The organism is Conservatibacter flavescens (genome assembly GCF_002795425.1).
Taxonomy (GTDB): domain Bacteria; phylum Pseudomonadota; class Gammaproteobacteria; order Enterobacterales; family Pasteurellaceae; genus Conservatibacter; species Conservatibacter flavescens.
In genome coordinates, this window is the sequence record NZ_PHHA01000022.1 from 1 (window position 1) to 1,023 (window position 1,023).

Below are 1,023 nucleotides of genomic sequence, written 5' to 3' on the forward strand. Positions count from 1 at the left end.
ACGATTTACATAATATGTGGTTAGGCAAAAAAGGCGATGATGTTTGGAAAAGCACCGAACGATACTACCGAATCGCCGCCGCCAACGGCGATTATAAAGCCAATGTCAGACTACAATATTTAATTGAAAGCGGCAGAATTATAGTAAAAAAACCGCAAAAAACTGTTTATGAGTTAAATAAAGCCCTAGAAAAACAATTGCCTGCTACTGCCTATTATAATTTATATGGTTATTTAACTAATGGATACGGTGTTAAAACTGAAAAAGGCGGACAGTTTGCTTATTTAAGAAAAGCTGCTGATTTAGGGAGCAGAGAAGCACAGTATGAATTGGCAGAAGTACTAGGCCAAATACAAGATAAAGCGTCTTTAGAGTTTAGAAAATCGTTAAGAAAAAAATTACTGGACTGTTCATCTAAACAGGGAATGGGGTTAGCCTCAAGATTTTTAGGTATAAGATTGAAAAATGAAAGTAATTTTGAATTAGCATTAAGAACATATCACCAAGGCGTGAAAAATGGTGATGATGCCTCTGCCCGTAGACTTTCCGAAGCATTTAGTAATAATAAAACAGAAACCTATAATCTCTCCTTAAAAGTTGATCCTGAACGAGCGATTCGTTATCAAATGATTGAAGAATATCTTTATGACAATAGCTACCTTAACCCAACAGTCCCAGACTTAGACGAAATCGTCCCCCTTCCGCCGGCTAAACTGCCTGCCTGGGACGGTAAAATCGCCTTTCAGCGTTGGTATGAAGGGGCTTCCCCACCGAAACCAAGTGAAGAGTTAATGCAAAAACTGGCCGACCAAGCAGGGCTTGATGTAAACACAGGATTGCCGAAAAAATAATAAAAACATACCGCACTTTTGTTTTGGAGAAAGTGCGGTAATATTTACCGGAGTTTTTTATGAGATTTAAGATAATATTACTGAGTTTAATCTGCACCGCTTGCGTACCCACACAGAGCAACTCCATGCGGGAATCCAAAACAAACTCTATCACAGATTTAACCTTTACTTG

At 38.4% G+C, this 1,023-nt stretch carries 1 protein-coding gene; it reads left to right on the top strand.

All coding sequences use genetic code 11. The annotated features are described in order from the left end of the window. On the top strand, window positions 1-851 hold an 851-nt coding region (locus CVP05_RS12660; protein ID WP_100289413.1), incomplete at its 5' end, for an SEL1-like repeat protein. Between the last annotated feature and the right edge of the window lie 172 nt (window positions 852-1,023).